The organism is Endozoicomonas sp. SESOKO4 (assembly GCF_024606275.1).
In genome coordinates this window covers 1-1544 of the sequence record NZ_JAHHPS010000399.1, presented here as the reverse complement: position 1 = coordinate 1544, position 1544 = coordinate 1, and the positions used below count along the sequence as shown (strand labels likewise).

1 protein-coding gene is annotated in these 1544 nt (G+C 51.0%); it reads left to right on the top strand.

Annotated features, from left to right (window positions below):
- Positions 1-1544, top strand: a 1544-nt coding sequence (locus KDK16_RS07865; protein WP_257253712.1) for a hypothetical protein, incomplete at both ends; no start/stop codon positions are given.

Sequence of the window (1544 nt, the reverse complement as noted above, 5' to 3'; positions counted from 1 at the left end):
CCTGAAAGTGGGTTGGCAGCCGGGCTGCGACGAGGCCGTTAAAGACAGCCCGATCGACCGGAAACTATTCATGCACATCATCTACATGAATTATCGTCTGGGCTTCCCGACCAGGGAGCAAGTGAAAGCCTTCATTACTATGCCCTGCCTGAAAGAGGGCTGGCAGCCAGGTCAGGATGCTGCTGTTAAAGACAAACCAGTCCACCGGGAGCTGCTTGGACACGTTGCCGCCATGTATTATGGTAAAGGCTTCCCGGTAGAGGCGGACGTAATAGCCTTTGTTCAATGGCTGCCCCGGGGTGACAAGAAGCTTTTCCTGAAGATGGCCAGCCGAGTGTTATGCAAGTCCGGGTTACCCGGGCATAGGGAGTTGGCAGCCAATGAGAGGTTATTTCGCTTACGCCTTCCAGATCTTCTGGAACTCTCCGGAGACATTGACTACGACATTGATGACTCCGATGATGAGCAGGAAGAAGACGATGCAATGAACTCATTGCCGCTGTTCAGTTCGGCTCCTAAAAAGTGGCGTATAACCATTGCACAGACCATGAAAGTCCTGGCGCTGTTCTGTTCTGCTCCTAACAAATGGCGTATGACGATGGCAGAGTTTGAACAATACCTGACCGCTTTCACAAACGCCCACAATGAAAGAACCCAAGTACTTTCTGCGCTGAGATCGTTGATACCGACGCTTTACAACCATGGTGGTGCAGGCGTACATTTCTGGCTGAAAAGGAAAAATGAAAAACCGCAAGACCAAGACTTGCTCACTAAGGCACTCTCCCTTTCCGCCCCCTTGGAAACCATAAAGCTTGCCCTGACGAAGCTTCCTGAACCCGAGTGTCTGGAGTACATCAGAGTGTGCAAAAACCTGAGTCCTGCCCCGAACAAAGAGCAATGGGAGGCATTGAAGCCACTTCGGGAAAGACTTGGTCAGCGATACCCCCTGAAACGAAGTAAAGCAATGATGCTGGAGCTTATCTGGTTGCAGCCAGAGGCCAAGCGCTCAGACTTTGCCCAAAAGCTCGACAGCTTCTTCGACACTGTCCCCGGGACTCACCAACTGTACCGGATACACCAGACATTCAAGCCACAAAAAATGCAGGATTTTCTGGAGGCCTGTATTGCCCGACAGACCTCCAATGCCCTTCAGGTAAAAGAACAGGAGCTTATATTGGAAGGGCTGCTGCTGGCACACCATTACCTGACTGACCACCAACAGATACCGAACCTTTGCTTTTCATCGCAGGTGGCCGGCACCGGTGGCAAAGGGGTGGTTATCAAAGGTGATGCGGTCATGGAAGGACAGAAGCGGCTGTGGCTCTTTATAGCCGCCATGCTGATTGAGCTTGAACAGGTACCTGAGTATAAGTTTGAAAAGCAACAGCTGACGATACTTTCCGGTAGTGGAACCATGACATTGCCAAAACCGGAATTCAGTCTCATCGGTAACGGTTTTATGATCAAGAACTGGTCGCTGGAGCAGCTAAACGCTTTTTTCGAGGCCACCGACTTCACTGAGCGTTGGTATAAACATCCTCAGG